This window comes from Brevibacillus borstelensis, assembly GCF_037834415.1.
GTDB lineage: Bacteria > Bacillota > Bacilli > Brevibacillales > Brevibacillaceae > Brevibacillus > Brevibacillus borstelensis_A.
The window spans coordinates 58,276-82,134 of record NZ_JAUMSJ010000019.1 but is presented as its reverse complement, the minus strand read 5'-3'; the positions used below and the strand labels follow the sequence as shown (position 1 = coordinate 82,134).

General features: G+C 53.9%; 27 protein-coding genes and 1 pseudogene. 23 read left to right on the top strand and 5 right to left on the bottom strand.

The window, feature by feature from the left end; translation table 11 throughout:
- Window positions 1-3 precede the first annotated feature (3 nt).
- The 7 genes from spoVAD (at window position 4) to ytfJ (ending at window position 5,289) form a co-directional block, all read left to right on the top strand.
- Entirely contained in the window at window positions 4-1,023 is a 1,020-nt protein-coding gene (gene spoVAD, locus Q3F21_RS16180; RefSeq protein WP_340255002.1) for a stage V sporulation protein AD, read from the top strand.
- A gap of 1 nt (window position 1,024) precedes the next feature.
- A complete protein-coding gene (gene spoVAE, locus Q3F21_RS16175; protein WP_340254999.1) occupies window positions 1,025-1,375 on the top strand; it encodes a stage V sporulation protein AE in 351 nt (116 codons plus the stop codon).
- Window positions 1,376-1,576: 201 nt separating this feature from the next.
- A complete protein-coding gene (gene sleB / locus Q3F21_RS16170) occupies window positions 1,577-2,134 on the top strand; it encodes a spore cortex-lytic enzyme (protein WP_425341268.1) in 558 nt (185 codons plus the stop codon).
- Between the two features lie 74 nt (window positions 2,135-2,208).
- On the top strand, window positions 2,209-2,862 hold the full coding sequence (locus tag Q3F21_RS16165; RefSeq protein WP_340254996.1) for a L,D-transpeptidase family protein: 654 nt from the start codon (window positions 2,209-2,211) through the stop codon (window positions 2,860-2,862).
- A gap of 169 nt (window positions 2,863-3,031) precedes the next feature.
- Window positions 3,032-4,000, top strand: a complete 969-nt coding sequence (locus Q3F21_RS16160) for an S-layer homology domain-containing protein (RefSeq protein ID WP_340254993.1) — start codon at window positions 3,032-3,034, stop codon at window positions 3,998-4,000.
- A 69-nt stretch (window positions 4,001-4,069) separates the two neighbouring features.
- Complete coding sequence (locus Q3F21_RS16155; protein ID WP_340254990.1) at window positions 4,070-4,735, top strand: DUF2953 domain-containing protein; 666 nt, start codon at window positions 4,070-4,072, stop codon at window positions 4,733-4,735.
- Between the two features lie 95 nt (window positions 4,736-4,830).
- Window positions 4,831-5,289 carry a GerW family sporulation protein gene (ytfJ, locus tag Q3F21_RS16150; RefSeq protein ID WP_340254987.1) on the top strand — a complete coding sequence of 153 codons (459 nt, stop codon included), beginning with the start codon at window positions 4,831-4,833 and terminating at the stop codon, window positions 5,287-5,289.
- 109 nt (window positions 5,290-5,398) lie between these two features.
- Here the strand turns inward: ytfJ and Q3F21_RS16145 are convergent, their stop codons facing one another.
- The gene (locus tag Q3F21_RS16145) at window positions 5,399-6,640 is read right to left on the bottom strand and encodes a flagellar cap protein FliD N-terminal domain-containing protein (protein ID WP_340254984.1); all 1,242 of its coding nucleotides are present in this window, start codon (window positions 6,638-6,640) and stop codon (window positions 5,399-5,401) included.
- Window positions 6,641-6,694: 54 nt separating this feature from the next.
- Window positions 6,695-10,141 carry a pyruvate carboxylase gene (gene pyc, locus Q3F21_RS16140; RefSeq protein WP_340254981.1) on the bottom strand — a complete coding sequence of 1,149 codons (3,447 nt, stop codon included), beginning with the start codon at window positions 10,139-10,141 and terminating at the stop codon, window positions 6,695-6,697.
- Between the two features lie 127 nt (window positions 10,142-10,268).
- On the opposite strand from pyc, the gene Q3F21_RS16135 reads away from it, so the two are divergent.
- The 9 genes and pseudogenes from Q3F21_RS16135 (at window position 10,269) to Q3F21_RS16095 (ending at window position 17,622) form a co-directional block, all read left to right on the top strand.
- Window positions 10,269-10,697, top strand: a complete 429-nt coding sequence (locus tag Q3F21_RS16135; RefSeq protein WP_340254978.1) for a gamma-glutamylcyclotransferase family protein — start codon at window positions 10,269-10,271, stop codon at window positions 10,695-10,697.
- Window positions 10,698-10,748: 51 nt separating this feature from the next.
- On the top strand, window positions 10,749-11,282 hold the full coding sequence (locus Q3F21_RS16130; protein ID WP_340254975.1) for a hypothetical protein: 534 nt from the start codon (window positions 10,749-10,751) through the stop codon (window positions 11,280-11,282).
- Window positions 11,283-11,373: 91 nt separating this feature from the next.
- Window positions 11,374-11,895 (top strand): thiol peroxidase, encoded by a 522-nt coding sequence (tpx, locus tag Q3F21_RS16125; RefSeq protein WP_340254972.1) that lies wholly within the window; start codon window positions 11,374-11,376, stop codon window positions 11,893-11,895.
- A gap of 158 nt (window positions 11,896-12,053) precedes the next feature.
- Window positions 12,054-12,876, top strand: a pseudogene (locus Q3F21_RS16120) (S66 family peptidase).
- 239 nt (window positions 12,877-13,115) lie between these two features.
- Window positions 13,116-14,024 (top strand): RluA family pseudouridine synthase, encoded by a 909-nt coding sequence (locus tag Q3F21_RS16115; RefSeq protein ID WP_340254969.1) that lies wholly within the window; start codon window positions 13,116-13,118, stop codon window positions 14,022-14,024.
- A 299-nt stretch (window positions 14,025-14,323) separates the two neighbouring features.
- Complete coding sequence (locus tag Q3F21_RS16110) at window positions 14,324-15,259, top strand: fumarylacetoacetate hydrolase family protein (protein WP_340254967.1); 936 nt, start codon at window positions 14,324-14,326, stop codon at window positions 15,257-15,259.
- An 11-nt stretch (window positions 15,260-15,270) separates the two neighbouring features.
- Window positions 15,271-16,434 carry a homogentisate 1,2-dioxygenase gene (locus tag Q3F21_RS16105; protein WP_340254964.1) on the top strand — a complete coding sequence of 388 codons (1,164 nt, stop codon included), beginning with the start codon at window positions 15,271-15,273 and terminating at the stop codon, window positions 16,432-16,434.
- A gap of 16 nt (window positions 16,435-16,450) precedes the next feature.
- On the top strand, window positions 16,451-17,071 hold the full coding sequence (locus Q3F21_RS16100; protein WP_340254961.1) for a flavin reductase family protein: 621 nt from the start codon (window positions 16,451-16,453) through the stop codon (window positions 17,069-17,071).
- Window positions 17,072-17,190: 119 nt separating this feature from the next.
- Entirely contained in the window at window positions 17,191-17,622 is a 432-nt protein-coding gene (locus tag Q3F21_RS16095) for a DUF2935 domain-containing protein (RefSeq protein ID WP_340254958.1), read from the top strand.
- Between the two features lie 12 nt (window positions 17,623-17,634).
- Here the strand turns inward: Q3F21_RS16095 and Q3F21_RS16090 are convergent, their stop codons facing one another.
- Window positions 17,635-17,889 carry a hypothetical protein gene (locus Q3F21_RS16090; RefSeq protein WP_340254955.1) on the bottom strand — a complete coding sequence of 85 codons (255 nt, stop codon included), beginning with the start codon at window positions 17,887-17,889 and terminating at the stop codon, window positions 17,635-17,637.
- A gap of 181 nt (window positions 17,890-18,070) precedes the next feature.
- Here Q3F21_RS16090 and Q3F21_RS16085 point away from each other — a divergent pair, with 181 nt between their 5' ends.
- Entirely contained in the window at window positions 18,071-18,412 is a 342-nt protein-coding gene (locus tag Q3F21_RS16085) for a PspC domain-containing protein (RefSeq protein WP_340254951.1), read from the top strand.
- Between the two features lie 71 nt (window positions 18,413-18,483).
- Entirely contained in the window at window positions 18,484-18,654 is a 171-nt protein-coding gene (locus tag Q3F21_RS16080; protein WP_340254948.1) for a hypothetical protein, read from the top strand.
- 54 nt (window positions 18,655-18,708) lie between these two features.
- Here the strand turns inward: Q3F21_RS16080 and map are convergent, their stop codons facing one another.
- Window positions 18,709-19,455 carry a type I methionyl aminopeptidase gene (gene map / locus Q3F21_RS16075; protein WP_340254945.1) on the bottom strand — a complete coding sequence of 249 codons (747 nt, stop codon included), beginning with the start codon at window positions 19,453-19,455 and terminating at the stop codon, window positions 18,709-18,711.
- A gap of 123 nt (window positions 19,456-19,578) precedes the next feature.
- Between map and nadE the strand changes: the two genes are divergently transcribed.
- Both nadE and Q3F21_RS16065 read left to right on the top strand, forming a co-directional pair.
- Entirely contained in the window at window positions 19,579-20,331 is a 753-nt protein-coding gene (gene nadE / locus Q3F21_RS16070; protein ID WP_340254942.1) for an NAD(+) synthase, read from the top strand.
- Between the two features lie 73 nt (window positions 20,332-20,404).
- The gene (locus Q3F21_RS16065) at window positions 20,405-20,629 is read left to right on the top strand and encodes a hypothetical protein (RefSeq protein WP_340254939.1); all 225 of its coding nucleotides are present in this window, start codon (window positions 20,405-20,407) and stop codon (window positions 20,627-20,629) included.
- 104 nt (window positions 20,630-20,733) lie between these two features.
- On the opposite strand, the gene Q3F21_RS16060 is transcribed toward Q3F21_RS16065, so the two are convergent.
- A complete protein-coding gene (locus Q3F21_RS16060) occupies window positions 20,734-21,222 on the bottom strand; it encodes a DUF2062 domain-containing protein (protein ID WP_340254936.1) in 489 nt (162 codons plus the stop codon).
- A gap of 209 nt (window positions 21,223-21,431) precedes the next feature.
- Between Q3F21_RS16060 and Q3F21_RS16055 the strand changes: the two genes are divergently transcribed.
- The 3 genes from Q3F21_RS16055 to Q3F21_RS16045 are packed head-to-tail and all read left to right on the top strand — an operon-like array spanning window position 21,432 to window position 23,550.
- Entirely contained in the window at window positions 21,432-22,058 is a 627-nt protein-coding gene (locus Q3F21_RS16055) for a DedA family protein (RefSeq protein ID WP_340254933.1), read from the top strand.
- Window positions 22,055-22,585: a YkvA family protein gene (locus tag Q3F21_RS16050; RefSeq protein WP_340254930.1), complete on the top strand. Its 531-nt coding sequence runs from the start codon at window positions 22,055-22,057 to the stop codon at window positions 22,583-22,585. The genes Q3F21_RS16055 and Q3F21_RS16050 overlap by 4 nt, the downstream gene beginning before the upstream one ends.
- Window positions 22,586-22,602: 17 nt before the next feature.
- The gene (locus Q3F21_RS16045; RefSeq protein ID WP_340254927.1) at window positions 22,603-23,550 is read left to right on the top strand and encodes a 3'-5' exoribonuclease YhaM family protein; all 948 of its coding nucleotides are present in this window, start codon (window positions 22,603-22,605) and stop codon (window positions 23,548-23,550) included.
- Window positions 23,551-23,859: the final 309 nt, after the last annotated feature.

Below are 23,859 nucleotides of genomic sequence, written 5' to 3'. Positions count from 1 at the left end.
GCCATGCGACAAGGGCATCAAACATGGGTGTTCCCTTCGAGGCCGGTCATTCTCAGTTCGGCTGCTATCGGCGGTCCTTTCGAAGCAAAAGGACCTTTGGGAGAGGATTTTGATATTACGCACGGGGATCTCATGATGGGACAAGACAGCTGGGAAAAAGCCGAAAAAGTTCTGTTGGAGGAAGCCTGCGACAAAGCAGTGGAAAAGGCGGGACTGCAGAAAGAGCAAATCCACTTTTTGCTTGCCGGCGATCTGATGAACCAGATTATCTCTGCCAGCTTCTCCGCCCGCACATTGGGAATCCCTTATCTCGGCCTTTTTGGAGCATGCTCGACGGCCATGGAAAGCTTGGCGCTGGGAGCCCTATTGGTAGACAGCCAGTCAGCCGATTACGTCCTGGCCGCTACAGGAAGCCACAACGGCGCGGCGGAGAAACAGTACCGCTACCCGACCGAGTACGGCTCGCAAAAGCCGCCCACCGCTCAGTGGACCGTCACTGGTGCGGGCGCTGCAGTTGTGGGGAGCAAGGGGCCCGGGCTGCGGGTTCAAGCCGCTACGATCGGCCGCATTGTCGACATGGGGCTGAGCGACCCGTTTAACATGGGCGCGGCGATGGCACCTGCTGCGCTCTCGACGATTGAGACTCATTTCCGCGATATGCGGCTTCCGCACGATCACTATGATCTCGTCGTAACGGGAGATTTGGGGAAGGTTGGCCACAAGATCCTCTCAGAGCTTTTGCCCAAGCATAATGTCGATATTCCGCTGGATCGATACATCGATTGCGGCATGCTCATATACGGGGATAATCCGACTGTGTGGTCGGGAGGGAGCGGCTGCGGCTGTGTCGCAACAGTTACATACGGACATCTCTTGCGGAGGATGAGAGAAGGCGAATGGAAACGAATACTGGTCGTCGCTACAGGAGCTCTCTTGTCTCCCATCTCCTATCAGCAAGGAGAAAGCATCCCCTGCATCGCTCATGCGGTAGCAATTGAAGCAGAGCATCCGGAGGAGGGATAGCATGACGTTCCTTTGGGCATTTTTAGTGGGAGGAACCATCTGTCTGATTGGACAGTTTCTGCTCGATGTTGTCAAATTGACGCCCGCTCACACAATGTCCGCTCTGGTCGTAGCAGGGGCTTTGCTCGATGGATTTGGCCTGTACGAGCCGCTGATCAAATTCGCCGGAGCCGGGGCGACGGTACCGATCACCAGCTTTGGCAACGCGTTGGTCCACGGAGCCATGCAGGAGGCGGAAAAGCACGGGATCGTGGGTGTAATTACCGGCATATTCGAAGTGACGAGCGCAGGAATATCGGCTGCAATTGTGTTTGGATTTTTTGCGGCGGTACTGTTTAAACCAAAGGGCTAAACGATCGGGAATGTCCTTCGGAAAATGGGCGGCATGTATTGGCAAGCGTGCCAAAAACCTAGAATTGAACCTGATCTTCTCTCCCGATAGAATGGGGGCTTGAGGAGGGGGATATAGGTGTTTCAGAAAAAAAGAGGGATTTCCCTGTTTTTGTCTATCCTGGTCGTTTTCTTGCTAGCCGTTCCGGCATCCGCGGCGCCCATGCTCAAAAAGGGGAGTCGCAGCGGCGACGTCTGGGATTTGCAATATCGCCTTCAGGTAATGGGTCTCTATCAAGGTCCTTTGGATGGCATATACGGACGAAAGACTACCCAGGCAGTTCGTCAGTTTCAAAAGAAGTACGGGATGCCTGCAGATGGGATCACTGGCAGATTCACATGGAAAAAACTGAAAAAAGTTACCGTAAATCGATCCGAGATGCAGATGCTGGCTCAATTGGTATACTCCGAGGCCCGGGGAGAGCCGTACGTCGGTCAGGTGGCTGTTGCGGCAGTCGTGATGAACCGCTTGCAATCGAAAAATTTCCCCAACACGATCAAAGACATTATTTTTCAACCCTATGCCTTTACAGCCATTGATGACGGACAATACTGGCTTACTCCGGGAAAGACAGCCTATCAGGCCGCTTATGAAGCTGTGCGAGGGTGGGACCCTTCGGGGAATGCCCTTTATTACTTCAATCCCGAAACAGCCACGTCCAAATGGATTTGGTCAAGGCCGCAGATTAAAAAAATCGGCAGCCATATCTTTGCCAGATAACCGGCGTTGATTTGTTTCGTGCACCGCCTTTCATCTGGGGTATTCAGATCTAGTAATGGAGCGATCACACCTGTATGAGAGTCTTTCTAACTGTCTTGTCCATGCTCCTCTTGCTCCCGCTTGTTCCGGTTCACGCCGAGCAGGCTGACCCGTCCGTCTACATTTATATCAACTTGTGGCAGAACAAACTGTACCTGCGGTCCGGCTCAGGCGAAGAGCTTGCTTCTTATCGCATAGCACCCGGAGCTGTCGATACACCCTCGCCGGTTGGATTATTCAAGATCACGCAAAAATCGTTGAATTGGGGCGGGGGATTTGGTTCCCGCTGGCTCGGTATCAATGTAGAGTGGGGCACGTACGGAATTCACGGGACAAACCGTCCTGAGCATATAGGAAGGTATGTCAGCCATGGATGCTTTCGGATGAAAAACAAGGACGTCGAGAAGCTCTACCCGCTGGTCAAGGTGGGAACGCCGGTCCTGATTGACGGTCCGATCATGGGACACGAAAGACTGACCTACCGAGTGCTGGTACCGGGTTCGCGAGGGGCGTTGGTCAAGCTTGTACAGAATCGACTAAAGGCGGCAGGCTACTACACGGGTCGCTTGCACGGTCATTTTGATAAAAATTTTGAAAGAGCAGTTTTTCGCTTTCAAAAGAAAGAAGGTCTTGCTGTGACAGGACAGATCGGCCTGGAAGACCTGGTCTATTTGGGGATCGTAGAGTAAGGGAGTTGTCCGGCAGAAGAATCATCTACTGCGGCAGCTCCCTTTTTCATGCATTGGTCACGATTTTGGAAGCAAATGGGGCTGGCAATGATTGAGGGGTTGTTTTCTGAATATTTTCCTTTACAATAGTACAAAGAGATTTCCAGCAATCGACTACAGGAGGTTGATGATGAAAAAGATGCTGATTCTAGCCTCGCTGGCAGCAGTCATCTTCACGGGGACGCCAAAGGCTGAGGCAGAGACAACACGGGAAAACACACCATTTACCGATGTAGCCGGACATTGGGCAGAGAAGGACATTCAACAGTTATACATAACGGACGTAATTGGTGATTCCAAGACTTTCCGCCCTGATGATCCGATCACCCGGGCAGAATTAGTCACAATGTTTTTAAAAGCAAAAGGAGTGCAGCCAGCGACTCAGGAGGCGTCTCCCTTTGCGGATATTCCTTCAGGCGACTGGCTGGCTGCATACGCCGTAACCGCTTATCGACTGGGGATCGTTCACGGAGAATTTTCTGATGAGGGAAAACTCGTCTTCAAGCCGGACGAGCCGGTCAGGCGGGAAGAGATGGTTTCCATGCTGATACGGGCGATGGGCGACAGCGGCAAGGTGTATCAATTGCCTTGGTTGTCAGCGGCCCAAACCTTGCAGCAATTTCCGGATGGTCGGGGTGTAGAAAAGGCTTATCAGAAACCATTTGCTTTTGCACTGCAAAACCGGTTGGTGAATGCGTATCAGGATGGAAATCTGCAGCCGCATCATCAGGTAACAAGGGCGGAAGCAGCGACCTATACGGTTGCCAATCTTCTTGCCAAAGGAGAGGAACAAAAGTCTCCTGCGGGAGCTCCTTTCATAAAGAAGCTGGAGGTTGAGACGACAGCCTACACGTATCCGGTGGACAAAGCGGAGGCGCTCTCCTATTTGGAGTTTCCATTGCGGGTAGGGATTGTAGCCGTTGATCCCGAGGTAATACCGCTTGGCAGTCATTTGTACATTGAAGGCTACGGTTATGCTGTTGCGGCCGATATCGGCAGCGCGGTGAAAAATAACCGTGTGGACCTGTTTTTCTCGTCGCAGGTCGAAGCTGTAAACCATGGGATAAAGGGTGGCGTCACCGTTTATATCCTCGACTGATAGATTTTCCTCTTGCAACATATTTTCCCATCCATTCACTCATACTAACGGTGAAAGGATGGGGTTTTTTTGTTGGGCTGGATACTTATTGGACTCTTTGTTCTTATCGTTTTTCTTGCCGTAACTCCCGTACGTATATCGCTTTACTACGGCAGGGTCGGAGAGAACGATCATCTCGTGGTGGAAATTTCGGCATGGTTTCGCCTGATCCGACGCAAATTCGAGCTGCCGATCGTGATGATAAAACAGACCGAAAACGGCCCGGAATTAAAGGCAAAAATGGAAACGGTTAAACAGGAAGAGAAGACAGCCGAATCCATGCGAGGAGTCGGACGGCGCCAACTGCAGAAGTGGAGGAACAATTACCAAGTCATTCTGGAGCGGTTCCATGATTTTAAACCGATCATTCAGCAGTTTGCCAAGCATATTCGTTGCGAGCGTCTGGAATGGCACACTGTTCTTGGAACCGGTGAAGCAGCGGAGACCGGTGCGATTCTCGGTGCGGTGTGGGGAGTAAAGAGCATGCTGATCGCTCTTTTCTCCCATGCCATTTCATTGCGGAGCATGCCAAAGCTTAGCGTGCAGCCTGCCTGGGATCAAGCAATCATCCGAACCCAGGCGAGGTGCATCCTTCGCTTTTTCCTCGGTCATGTCATGGTGACCGGTATTCGGCTGCTTTTTCGCTTGAGAAAGAGGCGTGTCCATAAATGGGAGACCAATCCGTCCGGGGCGTAGAAAAAGCGTACATGGCCTGTTCGTGTTTGGGGTAAGCTACTACTTGTAAACGGTTGAAGCAAACTGGCTTTTCACCCAGGTAAGGAGGAAATCATATGGCAGACCATCCCATTCAGGGTTTAATGAGAACCGCTATGGAAAATCTCAAGCAAATGGTCGATGTGAATACAATCATTGGCGATCCGGTTGAGACGCCGGACGGAAGTGTGATCCTGCCGATCTCAAAGGTAGGCTTCGGCTTTGCGGCCGGGGGCAGTGAGTTTCAATACGAGCGCGATCATCCGGGCGTGATCGGGCATCCTTTTGGCGGAGGTAGCGGCGGCGGCGTATCGATTACCCCTGTTGCGTTTCTCGTCGTGGGCAAGCAAGGCATCCGTTCCATTCCCCTTGAAAATACCACGCATCTGTATGACCGCATCCTGGACAGCGTGCCTCAGTTTGTGGAAAAAATGCAGGGGATGTTTGGCAAAAAGGAAGAGGCGCCCATCTCTTCGACCACCATCGTAACCAATGTCGACGAGCATGATCTGGAAGAATTGATTGAACGAAGCTGACCGAAGGCATAAATACGAAAAAAGACAGGTAAGCCGCTTGGGGGCAAACCTGTCTTTTCTTGTCAGCACATTGGTATCGAACCGAAAGCCTTTTCGTGGAGGTCAGTGTTCACCACAATTGATTGATAATCAAGCCCGTGCAAACTGCTTGCCGGTAGAAGTGATGGGGCAAGAGAAACGAGGAAAAAGCCCGGACTGACGATCCTTTATCAAGAAAGCCGGTTAACACCGCAGGGGAAGTAGTCCGCCATGCAGCGGTCTCTTTTTCGATCAGCCCGGATACTTTGGATACGTCTTTGACAAACGCGGAAAAATCGCGTTCCAAGGAGCGGAGCAGCGTCTCTTCGTCCAATTCCAGACGGCCATCCGAGGTCAAGTGCAGTCCGTAATCAGCAAGCCCGGCATGAATGGCGAGGGATATCTGCTGCAGCGATTCAGGGAGATTGGCTGTGAAAATGCTCGGCCGTCCCTCCACAAATGTATGCAGGCGATTGTAGCGATTCACCAGTTCACGGGTTTTTTGCAGCAAGAGTTCGCTGTCCGGCTGGATCGAGAGGGACGCCTTGCCTGGCTGCAGCAGGGTCGCGGTCACCTTTTCCGCTATATCCACGTGGTTGGAGGGGGAGCTGCGACGCGTCCCGTCCAGCACGTACTCTGCATCGCCAGCTTTCACATCGACCTTTCCCAGTCCGAGCAAACGGACGAGGCTTCCGTTTATATCGCTTAGCTGAAAAGCGTGCTCCAGGCCGGTTTGGCTGGAGCGGAGAATCAGCCTGCTCAGCTCCCCCGAATATTCGATGGAGGCGGTTACCCCGAGGTCTGATTGATGGATGACACCCGTCAAACGCTTCAGCAATTGTTCGTGGGTTTCACCATCCCTGGCTTCGACGAAAAGCGTTTTTTCCTGTTGTCCGACTGTCACGGAAAACGTATACTGCCCGGGCGGCAGCAGGGAAGGGCCGCTGCTTTCAACCATGTCTCCCCGATTCGTTTGCTGCGCAGCCAAACGGATGACATCCAGCTGATGATTGCCCGGCTTTGCTTTTGGGCCAGCTTTTGCCTGAACGCGTTCGGCATTCGAACTAACGGCAATCCGCGCGTACAGGACACTGTTTTTTCGAGCCGGATCAAATTGTTTGGCCGCCTGGTTCAATTCGGCCGTAAACCGATATAGCTGGGAGAGGGAGTCAGCCATATCCGTCATCCACTGCTGCTGTCGTGTATAAAAAGGCTGCAAGCTGTATCCGACAATCGGCTGAACAGGGCCGCTCAATCTGGCCTGAATCATCTGAAAGTGGTACGGTCCTACCCGCTGGCTGTACGGAACATGGCTGACCTGTGCGAGGCGCACGCCCATCTCCTCCTTTCGCTTGCAATGGCTTCTTCCTACCATTATAAGCCAATCCTACTCCATTTCAACAAGCAAGTCTCCCGTTTCGATCGCATCTCCCGCTTTTACATGAACGGCTTTGATTTTTCCGTCCACCGGCGCTTGAATCGTGGTCTCCATTTTCATTGCTTCGCTAACCAGGATGTGCTCTCCTTTGCGTACTTTGTCGCCCGCAGCCACAAGCACTTTTAAGACTTTGCCGGGCATGGACGCGCCGAGATGGCTTGTATTTTGCGGATCGGCTTTGCGCCGAGCAAGCTCGGAGACCTTGGCGGCGTGATCGCGAATGAAAATTTCCCGCGGTTGGCCATTCAATTCAAAGTACATGATGCGCCGTCCATCCGGATGCAGCTCACCCACGGCGACCAGCTTGATGATCAGCGTTTTTCCGCGCTCGATCGTAATCGCCGTCTCTTCGCCCGGACGAAGGCCGTAGAAGAAGGTAGGGGTATTGAGTACGGACAGGTCGCCGTATTCCTTCAGGCCTTGGTCGTATTGCAGGAAAACCTGCGGGTACATGATGTAGGAGAGCACATCCAGCTCTGTCGCTTCCCGCCCGATCTTCTGCGTCAGTTCCAATGCGGCCTTGTCAAAGTCTACGGGTGCCAGGAGCTCGCCCGGACGAGTCGTAAAAGAGTCGCGGCCCTTCAGGACGAGCGCCTGCAGTTCTTTCGGGAATCCGCCCGGCGGCTGCCCCAGGTATCCCTGGAAAAACTGGATGACGGAGTCAGGGAAATCGAGCCGCTGGCCTTTTTCCCAGATGTTTTCTTCGTTCAGCCCGTTTTGTACCATAAACAGCGCCATATCTCCGACGACCTTGGAGGAGGGGGTCACCTTGACGATGTCGCCGAACATCTGGTTGACGATGGCGTACATCTGTTTGACCTCGTCCCAGCGGCCTTCCAGTCCCACTGCTTTCGCCTGCTGCTCAAGGTTGGTGTACTGGCCCCCCGGCATTTCATGCACGTAGACCTCGGTATTGCTCGCCTTCATTCCGCTCTCGAAGCCTTGGTAATACGGACGGACGTCCTCCCAGTAATCGGAAAGCTTGTTGAATGCGTCGATGGAGAGACCCGTATCCCGTTCGGTGTGCTCAAGGGACGCGATCAAGCCGTTCAGGCTGGGCTGGGAAGTGAGTCCCGACATCGAGCTGACGCACGCATCGACGATATCGACGCCGGCTTCGATCGCTTTTAGGAGCATGGCGCCGCCGTTTCCTGATGTGTCATGCGTATGCAGATGGATCGGAATGCCGATCTCCTGCTTCAGCGCACGAATCAGCTCGAAGGCTGCGTATGGCTTCAACAGTCCGGCCATGTCTTTGATTGCGAGAATATGGGCCCCGGCCTTTTCCAGCTCCTTTGCGAGATCGACGTAATAGCCCAGCGTGTATTTGGTCTTTGCTGGATCGAGAATATCGCCAGTGTAGCAGATCGCCGCTTCCGCCACCTTGCCGGAGTTGCGGACGGCTTCGATCGCTGTCTGCATGCCCGGCAGCCAGTTGAGGCTGTCGAAGATGCGGAAGACGTCAATGCCGTTCTCGGCGGAGGCTTTCACGAAAGCGTGGATCACGTTGTCCGGATAATTGGTGTAGCCGACGGCGTTTGCCCCGCGAAGCAGCATCTGGAACAAAATGTTGGGGATTCGCTGACGCAGTATTTGCAGGCGCTCCCACGGCGATTCCCTGAGGAAACGCATTGAAGTGTCGAACGTGGCGCCGCCCCACATCTCCAGTGAAAAGAGACCCGCTCCCAGCTTCCCGGCCGCCTCCGCCACGGCGGCCAAATCGTACGTGCGGACACGGGTCGCAAACAGCGACTGATGAGCGTCGCGGAAGGTGGTATCGGTCACGAGCACGCGTTTCTGCTCCTGAATCCACTTTACGAGGCCTTCCGCGCCTTCGCGCTCGAGGATTTGCCGGGTTCCGTCCGGATACGGCTGGGCAAAAGGCGTGCGCGGGATGCGCGGCGTGTCAAAGTGCGGCTTTTTGTCCTGTTTGGACAGTCCCGGATAGCCGTTGACAATCGTGTTGCCGATATAGCTCAAAAGCTTGGTGCCCCGGTCTTGACGGCCCGGGAAAATGAACAGCTCCTGTTTGGTGTCGATAAAAGATGTGTCGTATTGCCCGCTGAGGAAATCGGGATGGGTCACCACGTTTTCCAGAAACGGGAGATTTGTTTTGACGCCGCGAATGCGGAACTCGCGCAGCGTTCTGAGCATTTTGCGGGCAGCCTGGTCAAAAGACGTGCCGTACGTGGAGATTTTCACCAGCAGCGAGTCGTAGTACGGCGTAATGATCGCTCCCGGATAGCCGTTTCCGCCGTCGAGACGCACTCCGAAGCCTCCGCCTGAACGCCATGCCAGTAGACGTCCGGCGTCGGGCAGGAAGTTGTTTTCCGGGTCTTCCGTCGTCACCCGGCACTGAATGGCATAGCCGCTCATTTGAACAGCTTCCTGGGAAGGGATGCCGATTTCCGGATCAGACAAGCTGTGCCCTTCGGCAATGCGGATTTGCGCCTGCACAATATCAATGCCTGTGATCAGCTCGGTAATCGTATGTTCCACTTGAATGCGCGGATTTACTTCGATAAAGTAAAATTGACCGTCAGGCGTGAGCAAAAACTCGACGGTACCCGCGTTGGAGTATCCGGCTTCCTTCATCAATTTCAACGCAGACTGGCAGATCGCTTCGCGCAGCTCGTCATTCAGGGAAAGACTTGGCGCGACCTCGACCACCTTTTGATGACGCCGCTGCACAGAGCAGTCCCGTTCGAACAAGTGGACGATATTGCCGTGTGTATCACCGAGTATCTGCACTTCGATGTGCTTGGGATTTTCCAAATACCGCTCCAGATACACCTTGGCGTTGCCAAAGGCAGAGCGAGCTTCGGAACGGGCCCGGTCCAAGGCGTCCTGGAGCTCATCCCGGCTCCGTACGATCCGCATGCCGCGGCCGCCTCCGCCGGATACGCCCTTGATGATGATCGGATAGCCGTGATCCTTGGCGAACAAAAGGGCTTCCTGAAGCGTCTCGATCGGTTCGGGCGTACCCGGTATGACGGGAATGCCCGCCTGGACGGCCATTCGGCGAGCCTCGACCTTGTCTCCGAACTTGTCGATCAGAGTGAACGAAGGTCCGATAAAAATGATGCCTTCCTCCAGACAGCGCTGCGCAAATTCCGCGTTTTCCGCGAGAAATCCATAACCCGGGTGGATCGCATCGATGTCGTTGCGCTTGGCGATCTCAATGATGCTCTCGATGTCCAGATAGGCTTCGATGGGGCCTTTTCCGGCTCCCACCAGATACGACTCGTCCGCCTTGAAGCGATGAATCGACACGTTGTCCTGCTCGGAATAGATGGCTACGGTTCGAATGCCCAGTTCCGTTGCCGCTCGGAAAATCCGAATGGCGATTTCGCCGCGGTTGGCGACCAGCAGCCGGTTGATTTTTCTCTTTGTCATGTTTCTCCCCCTTTGTCCTCTCAATCACTTTTTAAAGTGAAAATTATATATAGAGTAAATATACAAAATTGTTGATACAGAAACACCCCTTTTTTTCTGAAAAATCTTGAGATAGGTGGAAATATTCATGACGAGAATCCTGCCCGTGTTTGTATACGGTTCGCTGCTTCCCGGTTTCGGCAACCATAATATGTATGTTAAGCCTTATTCTCATACGCTTCAGCCTGCAGTGGTAAGGGGACATTTGTACCATTTTTCCGCTGGTTATCCCGGCTTGCTGCGGAGCGAATCCGGGACTGTCAAAGGAGCGCTCCTCACTTTTTCAAGCGACGTCTATGAAGAGGCGTTAGCCGGACTGGACGAGCTTGAAGACTATTTTGGACCGGGCGACCCCCGCAACGAGTATGAACGGATCGTGGCAAGCGCCATGACGATCGCCGAGGGTGAAGAGGTGCAAGCATTTCTGTACAGGTATGCAAAGGAAGACTGGGCCAGACGGGAGGGGATTTACATTCCGTCCGGGGATTGGCGGCGGTATATGCAATACCGGGGGTGAATAGCGGCAACCGGATTTGCCCAAAATGGTAGGGAAAGGAGGGGCCCTGCCATGGACTTTTTGCAAAAGACCCCTGTCGAGATCTGGCGCATGCTGATACCGCCTGCGAACTGGATGTTTTGCGACGAGATGCCGGAGGATGAGCTGATCTTCCACTATCGGGATTCAATTTACTTCATCAATGACGACGGATCGGTGCTTGCTCTGCCGAAGCCAGCCTGTTTCGAGCAGCTGGATCTGGAAACGCTCCTGGAATGGCTGGCGACGTCGGAGGAGACTGTCGATTTCGACGATAACGGGGAGTTTGATTACGGCTTCGTGCTAAAGCGGATGGGGTTCGTCGTTCCGACCCGCAGGCCCCGGGAAACGAGCTCATATCGGATTGAAATCGTCAACACCGTTCTCCCGCAATCCATGTGCACCCGTTATGAGCTGAAAAAAGTGAGCTTTTTATTTGCCTTGTATCACGCTCTCATGCGCTGCCATGAGCTGAACAGAAAAAGCGGCTGGGAGTATGAACACGAAATCAAAAGCATTACCAAGCTTGAACAAAACCAGGTCGGCGGATTGCGTCTGAATCTGTAATTCTCCTGTTTCCATAGTGAAAATCATAGAAAAATAAGGTATGATTGAGAAGGTACATAACCCACTATCATTTTGTGAGGAGGAAGATTAGATGACATCTGCAGTAGAACGTCAAGGCGCTTTTACCTTCAAAGGCAACCCGGTTACATTGCTCGGACCTGAAATAAAGGTAGGGGACACTGCTCCTAGCTTCACCGTATTGGCGAACAACCTCACCCCGGTTACTCTGGAAGACTCCAAAGGCACCGTGCGTGTAATCTCTGTTGTTCCGTCTCTGGACACAGGCGTGTGCGACGCGCAAACCCGTCGTTTTAACGAAGAAGCTGCAAAGCTGGACGGCGTGACCATCCTGACCATTTCTGTCGACCTGCCGTTCGCGCAAGGCCGCTGGTGCGGTGCTGCCGGCATCGACAAGGTGCAAACGCTGTCCGACCACCGCGATCTTTCCTTCGGTCTGGCGTACGGCGTAGCGATTAAAGAACTGCGTCTTCTGTCCCGTGCCGTGTTTGTCGTGGATGCAAACGACAAAGTCGTCTATGCCGAATACGTTCCGGTTGTCGGCGAGCATCCAAACTACGAAGCTGCGATCGAAGCGGCCAAAGCGGCGAAGTAATCCATTCCCGCCATTTTACGCGTCCACTGTCAAAGCGTAAACCTCCTTCCTTGCGAAGGAGGTTTTTTTGCTGGAACATGCTGTTTTTCCCTGTATAATGGATGAAATTACGCAAATAGAAATCTGCAACGAAAAGAAGCAGGCAGGGAGTGAAGTACATGAGACCGCAAAAATTGCAGCCGGGCGATGAAGTCCGAATCATCGCGCCGAGCAAAAGCATGGCCCTGCTGTCCGAGGACGTAAGAGAACGGGCGCAAGCAAGACTGGAAGCGATGGGCCTGCGGGTGACGTTCGGCAGGCATGTGGAGGCTTGCGACGAATTTGTGTCCAGCTCGGTAAAAGAGCAGCTTGAAGACCTTCACGAGGCGTTTGCCGACAAGCAGGTAAAAGGAATTTTGACAGTGATCGGAGTACACGCAGCATTACTTTCAGCGCTGCTTGCTGGAAGGGGATCCGGCAGAGGAACAAGAAGGCAATGCAGGGCCATTCGTCGTCGCACCCGCTGCCGAATGGAGCGACGACGAATGGTATCTCGATCAGGAAAACCGCAGCTTTATCCGCAATGAAGGCTACCTGACGATCCAGGAAGGAGAAGCGGAAGGGACAATCATCGGCGGAAACCTCTGCACACTTAACTTGCTGCAAGGCACAGAGTACATGCCGAGCTTGGAGGGAGCGATCCTGTTTATCGAGGACGACCTGGAGGTGTCGCCTGCGACATTTGACCGGGATCTGCAATCATTGATCCATCAGCCGGCTTTTGCCGGCGTCCGGGGGATCGTCGTCGGACGTTTTCAAAAAGCCTCGCAAATGACAGAAGAGAAGCTCATCCGCATCATTCGCAGCAAACCGGAACTGGCGGGCATGCCAGTCGTCGCCAATGCAGACTTCGGGCACACCAGCCCGATCATCACGTTTCCGATCGGTGGCAAAGCCAGGGTGGCAGTTGGTGGCAAGCGCGTGTCCATTTGCATCGAGTAGGGCGCTCGGCAAAAATGGCATCAGGAGCGGTAAGCGCGTCGTCCCGACAGCTGCCGATGCGCATCCTCCAGCCACGGAAGGACCACTTTCGCCCACAAATAATCGATGTAAACGAAGGCAGCGTCGGCCAGCGATGATCGAAGCGCCCGCATTTCTCTCTAGTGCTTGTTCGGCGACAGGACGCACACAGCTGTTTTTGATATACTGGCAGGAGTTGAAGCGACAGAAGGTGTGACTGCATGTTTGAAGAGCTTTTGCAAATAACTGCCGCCAAACGGCATGAGGGCATGACCATACGGGACGTTCTGCAAAAAGACTTTGGCGTATCCCGGCGCTTGCTGGTCAGAGCGAAGTATCAGGGGGATATTACGCGAAACGGGGTTTCTGTCTATGTGACTGAGCGATTGACGGAGGGAGACGTGGTCCGCGTTCTCGTCCCGGCCGAAGAGGACATGCTCGCCCCCGAGCCGATGGACTTGCATATTCGCTATGAGGACGAGGACATTCTGGTGATCGTCAAACCGGCAGGGCTGGTCGTCCATCCGACCGGAAACCACAGCGGCCATACCCTGGCAAACGGCGTGGCCTATTATTGGCAGGAGCGGGGAGAGAAGCGCAAATTCCGTCCGGTAAACCGGTTGGACAAGGACACGTCCGGCCTGATGATCGTAGCCAAAAACCAGTGGGCGCACGAGCAATTCAGCCGTCTGCAGAAGGAGCGCCAGCTGCACCGCTATTATATCGCCATCGTCGAAGGGGTGTGCGAAGACACAGAGGGGGTCATTGATGAGCCGATCGGTCTTCGGAACGACTCCATCATCACAAGGGAGGTTCGCCCGGATGGACAGCAAGCGGTAACCCGTTTCCGGGTTCGGCGGCGGGGAAACGGCATGAGCCTAGTAGAGCTGAAGTTGGAAACGGGCCGTACGCATCAGATCAGGGTCCATATGAGCTTTTTGGGATATCCGTTGGCGGGTGATGACATGTATGGGGGGAGCAGAGCTTACATTGGTCGGCAAGCGCTGCATGCGGCCAGGCTTTGTTTTGCCCATCCGCGAACAGGGCAGGAGATGGAGTGGAACGAGCCGCTGCCGGAGGATATGGCTTTGCTGTGCAAAAAGTTTTTTGAAGGTGACGGGCTGGAGTGAAGAAGCCGAAACTTATTTGCCTCTGGCAACTTGCAACCGTTTCCGGTATGATAATCATACATATGAAAAAACAGTGAGCAATGGAATTTGCTGGTCGTCTGCGGGGGAATTCCCGCAAGGTCTTCTCCGAGAGCAGACTGAGCCCAGCGTACGTAAATGAGCTTGATCGGGTGCCTTGTGAAAATGGATTTGTTCTGTTTTCCAGCTCCTTTCTTCGGCTTGCGCGTATGCTGGGCTTTTTGGGTTCCATTTGATTGACAGTTTGTGGGTATGAATACTCAGGAAAGGAGTGAGAGCATTTGAAGCTGGTTTCGTATCGAGTGCAGAACAAGGATGCGTGGCGAACCGGAATCTTTCGACAGGGCCGCATTGCGGACATCGCTTCCATCCTGCCCGGCGCGCCCTCCGGGATGCTGGAGCTGCTGGACGAGTGGGAGAGATGGAGAGAGCCCTTGCAGGTTTTGTCTGGGCAGGAAGCTATCGCAAGCGGGGAGCAATCATTCCCCGCAGAAGCGGTCACACTGGGGTCGCCGTTGCCTCGTCCCCGGAGCTTTCGGGATTTTTACTCCTTTGAGGCGCATGTCAAGACGGCGCGAGCCCGCCGCGGATTGGACATGGTGCCGGAATGGTATCGGTTCCCCGTTTTCTATTTTTCCAATGCGGCCGCATTTGTCGGTCCAAACGCCCGGGTGAAAAAGCCGGCGTCGACCAAATGGCTCGATTACGAATTGGAGATCGCGTGTGTAATCGGGAAGGCAGGCGTTGACATACCAGTGGAGCAGGCGGATCGCCACATCGCCGGTTACTGCATTCTGAACGATTGGAGCGCGCGCGACCTTCAGCGGGAGGAAGTAAAGGTAGGGCTTGGCCCGGCAAAAGGCAAAGACTTCGCCACTTCCATGGGACCGTGGCTGGTTACTCCCGATGAGCTGGCCGATGTCTGCATGACCGGCGAAGAAGGGGCACGCTACGCGCTGAAGATGGTGGCGAGGGTCAACGGGATCGAGCTGTCCCGCGGCTGCTTCCAGGACATTCACTACACGTTTGCCCAGATGATTGCCCGCGCGTCCGCGGATTGCCCGCTCTATCCCGGCGATGTCATCGGTTCGGGCACAGTCGGCACAGGGTGCATTCTTGAGCTGGGAGAGGAGCGTCACCGCTGGCTTGAAGCCGGTGACGTGGTGGAGCTTGAAGTCGAGAGACTCGGCGTGTTAACAAATACCATTTCTGAATAGGAGGGTTCGCGATGGCGTTTTACCACCGCATGGGTGAGATACCGAAGAAGCGGCATACGATGTTTCACAAGCCAAACGGGGAGCTGTACAGGGAACAGGTCATGGGAACAAAAGGCTTTTCCGGCATTCAATCGATTTTGTATCACCATCATCCGCCGACCCAGGTCCGATCGACGAGAAGAGTCGCCGACGTAAAGCCGGAATATGTCCAGCAAGCCGATCTCAAGCATCAGCATTTCAAGACATTCGATGCTCCCGCGGGAGGAGACCCGGTTTCAGGCAGAACGTATTTGCTGGGCAATAGCGATGTCGTGCTCGGCATTTGTGTACCCACTGACGAGATGAACTACTTTTACCGGAATGCGGACGGGGATGAATTGCTGTTCGTCCACCAGGGAGAAGGCGAGCTGCAGACGATTTTCGGAACGATTCCGTACTACCCGGGCGATTATCTGGTGATCCCGATCGGCACGACCTACCGGATTGAGACGAAGACGCCGAGCAGATTCCTTGTGATCGAGTCCCAGAACGAAATCGTCCCGCCCAAGCGCTACCGCAACGAGCACGGGCAATTGTTGGAACATTCGCCGTTTTGCGAAAGGGATATTCGCGGGCCGGAGCGGCTGGATACGCATGTCGAAGAGGGCTCCTTCGAGGTTCGGGTCAAGCGTCAGTCTACCCTCTACAGCTACATGTTTGATTTTCACCCTTTTGACGTGGTCGGATGGGACGGCTACCTCTACCCGTACGCGCTCAGCATTCACGATTTTGAGCCGATTACAGGCAGGATTCACCAGCCGCCGCCGGTTCACCAGACCTTTGCCGGGCAAAACTTTGTCGTCTGCTCATTCGTGCCGAGACTGTACGACTATCATCCGCAGGCGATCCCGGCGCCTTACTTCCACAGCAATGTAGAGAGTGACGAGGTGCTGTATTACGTCGACGGCAATTTTATGAGCCGCAAAGGCATTTATGAAGGGTCCGTCACGCTCCACCCGATGGGCATTCCGCACGGTCCCCACCCGGGGAAGGTGGAAGCGAGCATCGGCAAAAAGGAGACCAAGGAGCTGGCGGTCATGCTGGATACCTTTAAACCGCTGTATGTGACCAAGCAGGCTTTGGAAATTGAGGACCCGGATTACATGAGCAGCTGGCTGCCGCCTGCACCAGAGTGAAAAGGGGTGTCTGTTAGTGGAAATCAACATCAGCACGATTGAAAGACAAGACAAATACAAGCTGCTGATCGGCTGCATCGTGCCGCGGCCGATCGCCTGGGTGACCTCGATCGGCCGGGACGGTGTCCTGAATGCAGCTCCGTTTAGCTATTTCAATGTCGCGAGCATAGAGCCGATGATGGTTTCCATTGCGGTCATGCGAAAACCCGGCAGCGTCAGGAAAGATACTGCCCGCAACATAGCGGAGACGAAAGAATTTGTCGTCAATATGGTGGACGTCTACAATGTGGATGTCGCCAATCAAACCTCTGCCGATTTTCCTCCAGAGGTAGGGGAAGTAGATGCCCTGGGGCTGGGCACGACTCCAAGTGCGGCCGTCCGCCCGCCGCGGCTGGCCGATTCGCGCATTCAATTTGAGTGCAGGCTCCATCAAATCGTTACACTGGGCGACCCCGTCACTTCCGATCTGATCATTGGCGAAGTCGTACACGTCCATGTGGATGACCGTCTGTACCAAAACGGGAAAATAGACATTGGGGCTTTTGCGCCGGTCAGCCGTCTGGCAGGCCAATCCTACGCCAAACTCGGCGAGCCCTTCGAGCGCCCGCGGCCTGTGTACCAACTGAATAAACCGTAAAGACCGTCCGAACCGACGGTCTTTTAATTATTTGGGGAAGCAAGCACAACCTTGGGCTGCCGACACATAAACTGTGGTGGACCCAACCAGGGCAAAGAGAAACAGAGGAGGAGTTGTTTGTGCAATTTTACTACGACGACAAGATGCCGCTCAGAATCCTAGACGAAGGCGATTTCTGGAAGCAGCAAGAAAGCGAGCACACCGTAGTCCTTCGCGAGCTTGCGCCTAACCTGGAAACGCCATTTGTCGAGGCGCTGATGGCCTGGGAGCAGGCGTTTGCCCAAACGCAAGGCTTGTTTGTTCGGTACATCGAAGCTGTTGTGAGATCCGGCAATCAGGTAAGTCCCGAGGTGCTGCATCAAATCAGGGAACTGGTTATGTTTGCGATGCAGCAGAGCGAGCAGTTTATCCGGCTGCTCAATCAAATAGGCGAGTCCAGTGCGCCGTTTCGCAACAACCCGGTAGCGACGACTGTGCTGAATCATATTCGGCGGGAATCGGAATACTTTATCGGCATTACGCAGGCCCTGCTCGCCAATCAGGTTATTTGATAAACGGGTCGTCTAGTCCCAGCCTGGGTAATGCGACACAGCGTCCCTGCGGAGGGTTCGGCCGTACTCTCCGGCTGTTCCGGAATTCGCCGGCGTTCCGTACGGTGTGGCGTTCGGCTCCATTCCTGGAGGGAGAATGACGTTTTGCTGGTAATACATGCTTCTGTCGCTTTGCAAGACAGCGTTTGTACGGAGCTGCTCCGGCGAGTTATTCGCTAGCGTGCATCCAGTCAGCATGGCAGACAAAAAAATGATCAGAAATGGCATCGGATTCACCTCAATTGTAGAGTTGGCGTCGCCATGCCATTTCATACGCGAAACAGGGTCCGACCGCGACCTCCGTCCCGGGACGGAGGACAAATCCCCCCAGGGCCAGTTTTGATCGGCGTTCCTTTCAGGTATCTTGGAGGTACAAACGGAAACGGATACAAAGAGAGGAAGGAATGTCATGATGGAACGACGCTTATATCGATCTCGTTACGACAAGCGCCTGTTTGGCGTCTGCGGGGGAGTGGCCCGTTTTCTCGGAGTGGACGCCACCTTGGTGAGGATCGGTGTGGTGATCCTGACGCTGTTCACGGGTTTGCCGCTTCTGATTTATTTTCTGCTGGCTTTGCTGATGCCAAAGGAGCCGGTTTGGTCCTATGGCCATGAAAGCTCGGATCCGTATGATCCGATGTTCGGACGCGGCTGTGATCTGGACAGTGAAATCGAACGGCTGGAAAAACGCGCCCTTGTCCAAGAGGTGCACCGCCTTCGCGCCGAATTGGCCAAATGGCGAGGTGTTTAGGCGGCAACTTTTCTGTCTTCCCGCATATGATGTAAGGTGGAATGAAGCACTTACATAGGGAGGGAAAGGCAGTGTATCTCGGCGTGTTCGACATGAACCAGCGTCTGGAGCAGACCCGCAAAGTACTGCGGGAAAAACAGCACCTGAAGAAGCTGATTGAAGAAGATATCCGCGAACTGGAGAAAGACGTCAAGAAGCTGGAAGAGTTTGCCAGCGCAGCTGCGAACAGCGTTCGCGCATAACGAAAAAGTGGCTCAGCCTGATTGCCAGGGGGCCACTTTTTTCATTCCTTATTGTTATTGTTTGGTCAAAATCAACGGACCGTCAGCCGTGATGGCGATGGTGTGCTCATATTGGGCAGACAGCTTGCCGTCGCGTGTACGCGCTGTCCAGCCGTCCTCGTCGATCTTCACATGATACGTTCCCACATTGAGCATCGGTTCGATCGTAATCACCATGCCTTCTTTCAAGCGCGGCCCGCGCCCTGGCGGCCCGTAGTGGGGAACATACGGCTCCTCGTGCATTTTTTGCCCGATGCCGTGGCCGGTAAAGTCACGGACGACCGAGTATCCTTGCGCTTGGGCATAGGTCTGGATCGCGTGAGAAATGTCGCCGATGCGATTGCCTACAACGGCCTGCTCAATCCCCAGGTAAAGCGATTTTTCCGTTACCTCCAACAGCCTCCTCGCTTCGTCAGAAATGTTTCCGACAGCGTAGGACCAGGCGGAGTCGGCAAGCCATCCGTTCCGGTTTACGACCATGTCGATCGTGACGATATCGCCATCCTTGAGGGGCTCCTTTGTCGGAAAGCCGTGGCAGATGACATCGTTGACTGATGCGCATGTCGCGTATGGATAGCCGGAATATCCCTTTTGTTCGGGGGTTACGTTATGTTTTTTCAGAAATCCCTCGACGAATTGATCGATTTCCCAGGTAGTGACGCCAGGGCGGATCAATTTGGCCAACTCCCGATGGCAGGCAGCCAGAATCTCGCCTGCTGCTCTCATCTGTTCAATTTCTTCTTGGTTTTTGAGAATGATCATCGGTTCGCTCCTTCATTTAGTAAGTCTTTCTCTCTATAGTGTAGACCTGTTTGCCCTCGATTGCCACAGTCAATTCCGCGTGGTAGGATGAGGAGGAAATGTAGGAGACGGGGGGTTCTTGAGATGGACAAGTTTGAAGCGCATTTAGAGAATTACCAGGCTCATGTGAAAGAAGACATCGAGAAGAGAGTGGCCTTCATCCGCCAGCAGGTGGACGGACCGGGACTGGGCGGTGTCGTCGTCGGAATTTCCGGAGGGATCGACAGCGCGGTGACCGCAGCGCTTTGCGTCCGTGCGCTAGGTAGGGATCGGGTCATCGGCGTATGGATGCCTGCTTATTCCCTGCCAGTCCATGAAGAGGATTCCCGCAAGCTTACGGAGGCCATCCAGCTGGATTTGCATACAGTGGATATTGGTCCGGCCTACGATGCGATCCTGCGGGCGATTGAAGGGGTATTGAAGCTGGATGATAAAACCCGAGGTAATACCAAAGCCCGTTTGCGCATGACGACGCTTTATGCGATCGCCAATCAAAAGGGGTACCTGGTGGCGGACACCTGCAACCGGAGCGAGGTACATGTCGGATACATGACCAAAGGCGGCGACGGACTAGCCGACTTTAACCCGGTTGCCAGTCTGACCAAGCACGAAATGCGCATTCTCGCCCGTGAGCTGGGGGTTCCCGAATCCATTATCGTCAAGCCGCCTTCTGCCGACCTGTGGGAAGGACAGACGGACGAACAGGAAATGGGCTTTACCTACGAGGAACTGGATCGGCTTTTGATTACAGGGGAAACGAATCCGGAGGCCAAGAAGCGCATCGATTACTTACACCGGATTTCGGAGCACAAACGCCGCCTGATGCCGGAGATCTAGACATTGATTCTTTTCCGGGTTTGTACGATAATGAAAGGTACGCGCAAATTTTTCTAGTAAAGAGGTGGAACAGATGTCGACAACCGAACTGATGCTGAAAACGTCAATGGAAGGACGCGTTCTTCGGACATTGCAAACGCACTTCCGCCGTCCGAACATCGTCCTTGTCCGAGAAAGCCTTGGTGCTAACGGACTTTCCCCTGAACAGGTAGAGGAAACTCTTCGCTTGATTCAAGAAGGCAACCTGACCGTTGCTGAAATCATGAGCCAATTGCGGGAAAAGGGCTTTTTTGGATAATGCAAGCTTTCACGCGAAAAAGACCGGTCTGACGAGGAGTCAGTACCGGTCTTTTTCGCATAGATGTCCGAACGCATTTTCTGTCTTTGGCCTGCTGGCTATTGCTATGGGGTGGACGGCCCCCGTGCAGGAACCCGGCGCGCACGCTTGCGGCGGTACCATTGCAAGGCCGAGTAAACCAGGAAGTAACTGCCGATGGCGACGATCAGTCCCATGACAGCGCTCCCGGTAAAGTAAGCCAGGCCCTTTTCCTTCATCCAGACCAACCAGCCTCCGATCGACTCATTGTTGTGCTCCAGATGCTCTTGGAGAGGCTTGCCCACAATCGAGTAGCCCAAGCGATAGTTCAATACCATGAAAATAGGCAAGACCATCTTGCCGATAACGAAGCCGATCAATCCGGCAGGAAGACTGCAGCGGAATAGCTTGACCAGCGGGAAAAGCAGGAGAAATGCCAAACCAAAGGTAGGCAAAGTAATAAACTCGACGAAGATGCCAACCGAGAATCCGCGAGCCACAAAGGATGGGGCCCCCTTCATCCGGATGAGCTTGTAATACTCGTACTTCATTTTTCGGAAGATTTTTTTCCACATGCCGGCTTGTCCCTCGTTTACCAGATCAACTCATTCAACTCATTATATCGAAAAGAAAGCAAGAACGCCACGGCTGACGTGCAGTTTTTCGTCATTTTTCTACAATAATTCCCAAAAACAGGAAGTCTGCTTTGGAGAAAATTTGTGCCTGTGCTTTGTTTTTGGCATAATGAGGGAGTAGTGCATCTGGTTGAAATGTGGTGTCGTGTATGGAGGAAATTGTAACTTCGTTTGGCGGATATATTGCACATTATGGTTATGGAGCTCTGTTTGCCCTGTTTTTTCTGGGGATTATCGGAATGCCACTGCCGGAGGAAACGCTGCTCGTCTTCTCTGGATTTTTGGTGTCAACAGGGCAGCTGAGGCTCGTTCCCACCTTCATCGCTTGTTTTTTGGGGTCTGTCTCCGCGATGACGGCGGCGTACTGGATCGGCAGAACCTTTGGCTTTTCCTTTATCGAGCGGTATGGAAAAAGATTGGGACTGGGCTACACGTTGTACAAAAAGACGGAGGCTTGGTTTAACCGGGTAGGAAAATGGGCGCTGCCGCTCGGGTATTTCATCCCCGGCGTCAGGCAGTTCACCGCGTATTTCGCCGGAATTACCCGTCTGCCGTTCCCGACCTTCATGCTGTATACCTATACGGGCGGCCTGTTCTGGAGCGTCTTGTTCGTCACACTCGGGTGGCAGCTCGGCGAACGCTGGGAAGAGCTGTTCAGTCTTATTGCCAAAAACCTGGCGATCTTCTTCGTAATCGTATTTGCTCTGATCGCAGCCTGGTCTTTTTGGCGCATGCGAAAGGCACAGTCGAAACCGAAACGGGGGAATCACTCATGAGCGAAGAGCAACGAGACAACCGCGGTACAGGAGAAAACTTGCCGGCAGTCCAAAGGCCGAGAGAACTGGTGCCCATCGAGCTTCCCGAGCAGCATCAGCGCTTTTACGACAAGCTGAGAGCAAGGATCGAGGCGTTTATCCGGGAACAAAGCGGCAACGAGGCAGTGGCAAAATACATTTTGCTGGCTCCGGACCTGTTTGTTTTGCTCGCGCGCCTGCTCGCAGACAAGCGCGTGGGTCTGCAGTCGAAGGCGTTGGCTGGCGCCGCCGTCGCTTACTTTATTTCGCCCATCGATTTTATCCCGGAGGCGATCGCAGGCCCATTTGGGCTGCTCGACGATGTGGTGCTTGCTGTCTATGCCCTGAGAAAAATCCTCGTGGATGTCGACGAAAGCATCGTGAAGGAGCATTGGAACGGGGAAGAAGACTTGCTTCGCGTCATTACCAGGGTCGTCCGTTCCGCAGATGAGCTGGTGGGCAAAAAACTGGTGAAAAAGATCGAGCAAACGCTGTTTCGAAAAAAATAGAGTGAGAGGTCCGATGTATGAAATATTTGCTTGACTATCAAGAGGGAGAACGGGTTGTCGCTTTTTGTCTGGTAAAAAGCAAAGAAGCGGGGGTCGCCAGCAATCAGAGCGAGTACCTCAATCTGGAGCTGGGGGACCGTTCGGGCTCGATCAGCGCCAAGCTGTGGGATGTCTCGCCGGAGCTCAAAGATGAAATACAGGTAAAGTCGGTCATCAAGATCGATGCAGTCGTGCAAAGCTACAGAGGGAAGAAGCAGCTGGTCATCCAGCGGGTCCGTCTCGCAACCGCTTCGGATGAGGTGCAGATGGAGTCTCTGGTGCCCGTCTCGCCCTTTCCAGTTGACGAGCTGTGGAGCAAGCTGATGAAAGCGGTGGAGAGCCTGAAAAGCGGCACGTTGAAAACCATCGTCACGGAAGCCCTGAGCGATGCGGAAACCGGCGAACGGCTGCGCGCCTTTCCTGCCGGAGTGCGCATGCACCACCAGTATTATCACGGCCTTCTGGAGCATATTGTCTCGCTGCTCACGGCGGCAGAGCGGCTCCTTCCGCTCTATCCGCAGGTGGATCGAGATGTGCTGGTCGCGACCTGCATCCTCCACGACATCGGCAAGCTGTACGAGCTGTCCGACCCGATCGCTCCCGAATACACCACGCCCGGTCAACTGATCGGCCATTTAGTGATGGGAGTCGAAATCGTCAGCGGGATCTGCCGCAAGCACGACATTCCGCTTGGAAACGCAGAGGTTCTTCACTTGAAGCATTGCATTCTCAGCCACCACGGCGACGTCGAGAACGGCTGGGGAAGCGCCGTTTCAGGAAAAACGCCGACCGCCATCCTGTTTCACCACCTCGATATGATCGACAGCAAAATGAACGCGCTGGGTCAAACCTTGAGCGACATGGAAGACGAGGAGTGGGCGTATTCTGCGGTCGTCAAACGGAAAATATGGCGAGGTTATTCCTAAAATTGGTTACCGTCAAAATGGGCCGTCTGCTTATGGGCAGGCGGTTTTTGGTTTGTAAGCAAGTGCTGAAAATCACGCCCACTATGCCCAGCTTCACATGAAGCAGTCAAACGGAACATGGCAGCAAAAAGGAGAAAAGCTTCGAGGGAGCGAGGGGCCTGGCCTGTCACCTGTTAGGAAGAGGAGATCCCGCTCCTTTTCTTGTTTAGACCGGATTCTGTCATTTTTTCGCCCCCAAGCGATTTTATGCAGTCAGATTGGACAATCGAGCCAATCCGTAGTAGGATTTTTTTTATTCGTGTCGAATAC

Excerpts from the sequence above, each read along its gene's own strand:
- Q3F21_RS16090 (WP_340254955.1), bottom strand. The coding sequence starts at position 17,889 with ATGCCATTTCTGATCATTTTTTTGTCTGCCATGCTGACTGGATGCACG.
- spoVAD (WP_340255002.1), top strand. The coding sequence starts at position 4 with ATGCGACAAGGGCATCAAACATGGGTGTTCCCTTCGAGGCCGGTCATT.
- ytfJ (WP_340254987.1), top strand. The coding sequence starts at position 4,831 with ATGGCAGACCATCCCATTCAGGGTTTAATGAGAACCGCTATGGAAAAT.
- pyc (WP_340254981.1), bottom strand. The coding sequence starts at position 10,141 with ATGACAAAGAGAAAAATCAACCGGCTGCTGGTCGCCAACCGCGGCGAA.
- Q3F21_RS16165 (WP_340254996.1), top strand. The coding sequence starts at position 2,209 with ATGAGAGTCTTTCTAACTGTCTTGTCCATGCTCCTCTTGCTCCCGCTT.
- Q3F21_RS16065 (WP_340254939.1), top strand. The coding sequence starts at position 20,405 with ATGTCGACAACCGAACTGATGCTGAAAACGTCAATGGAAGGACGCGTT.
- Q3F21_RS16060 (WP_340254936.1), bottom strand. The coding sequence starts at position 21,222 with ATGTGGAAAAAAATCTTCCGAAAAATGAAGTACGAGTATTACAAGCTC.
- nadE (WP_340254942.1), top strand. The coding sequence starts at position 19,579 with ATGGACAAGTTTGAAGCGCATTTAGAGAATTACCAGGCTCATGTGAAA.
- Q3F21_RS16050 (WP_340254930.1), top strand. The coding sequence starts at position 22,055 with ATGAGCGAAGAGCAACGAGACAACCGCGGTACAGGAGAAAACTTGCCG.
- Q3F21_RS16055 (WP_340254933.1), top strand. The coding sequence starts at position 21,432 with ATGGAGGAAATTGTAACTTCGTTTGGCGGATATATTGCACATTATGGT.
- Q3F21_RS16105 (WP_340254964.1), top strand. The coding sequence starts at position 15,271 with ATGGCGTTTTACCACCGCATGGGTGAGATACCGAAGAAGCGGCATACG.
- Q3F21_RS16160 (WP_340254993.1), top strand. The coding sequence starts at position 3,032 with ATGAAAAAGATGCTGATTCTAGCCTCGCTGGCAGCAGTCATCTTCACG.
- Q3F21_RS16135 (WP_340254978.1), top strand. The coding sequence starts at position 10,269 with ATGACGAGAATCCTGCCCGTGTTTGTATACGGTTCGCTGCTTCCCGGT.
- sleB (WP_425341268.1), top strand. The coding sequence starts at position 1,577 with ATGCTCAAAAAGGGGAGTCGCAGCGGCGACGTCTGGGATTTGCAATAT.
- Q3F21_RS16045 (WP_340254927.1), top strand. The coding sequence starts at position 22,603 with ATGAAATATTTGCTTGACTATCAAGAGGGAGAACGGGTTGTCGCTTTT.
- Q3F21_RS16130 (WP_340254975.1), top strand. The coding sequence starts at position 10,749 with ATGGACTTTTTGCAAAAGACCCCTGTCGAGATCTGGCGCATGCTGATA.
- Q3F21_RS16115 (WP_340254969.1), top strand. The coding sequence starts at position 13,116 with ATGTTTGAAGAGCTTTTGCAAATAACTGCCGCCAAACGGCATGAGGGC.
- Q3F21_RS16085 (WP_340254951.1), top strand. The coding sequence starts at position 18,071 with ATGATGGAACGACGCTTATATCGATCTCGTTACGACAAGCGCCTGTTT.
- map (WP_340254945.1), bottom strand. The coding sequence starts at position 19,455 with ATGATCATTCTCAAAAACCAAGAAGAAATTGAACAGATGAGAGCAGCA.
- spoVAE (WP_340254999.1), top strand. The coding sequence starts at position 1,025 with ATGACGTTCCTTTGGGCATTTTTAGTGGGAGGAACCATCTGTCTGATT.
- tpx (WP_340254972.1), top strand. The coding sequence starts at position 11,374 with ATGACATCTGCAGTAGAACGTCAAGGCGCTTTTACCTTCAAAGGCAAC.